Genomic DNA, 661 nt, shown 5'->3' on the forward strand with positions numbered 1-661 from the left:
GCCGTTGGCGCCATTACGGCGCATGTCCAGTTTGTGGGACATTTCATGGATCACCACATTGCTGGCCCGGTTATCCGGCGCACAGGCATCACTGATCGCGTCCCAGGAGAGAATCACCGGGCCCTGATGCCAGGCCTCACCGGCCAGCACAGGCCCCTGGGCATGAACCACGCCGTCTTCGCTCAGGTGTGGCCGATTGGGAATGAAGGCACCTTCATACAAAATCACCGTGTACCAACCGTCATACCAATCCAACCCCAGGTACAGGATGGGCACACAGGCCATGGTTGCCACTTTTAGGCACATTGCATCGGTATAAGCGAACCCGCCGCCAGAGGCGATGCTTTTGCGGGCCAGGAAGCGCAGCGAAAGATCAAACAACACCGTTCGCTCTTTACCTTCAAACCGGGCCATCAATGGCCAATCGCCCACTGCGGCCTCCCATTCTTGCCGGGTATACCCCATCTTCCTGACCCGACGGGCGTCCCGCCAGTTTTTCCAGGCTGCAAACATTCACTGTCCTCACGTTCCGCTTTTTGTGATTACTGGCGTCTACTTTGACCATGAAAGCGGCGTTTCACCAGTCGTTACCGGTCAGCATGGCTGTGCTACCATCGCCAACCGGTTTCTACTGCGAATACTGTTCAGTGCCTATCCGCCC

At 57.2% G+C, this 661-nt stretch carries 1 protein-coding gene; it reads right to left on the reverse strand.

Annotated features, from left to right (window positions below; translation table 11 throughout):
- A partial coding sequence (locus A3730_RS25550; protein ID WP_063539259.1) for a zinc-dependent peptidase occupies window positions 1-513 on the reverse strand: 513 nt, incomplete at its 3' end.
- Window positions 514-661: the final 148 nt, after the last annotated feature.

It is taken from the genome of Alcanivorax sp. HI0044, from assembly GCF_001634945.1.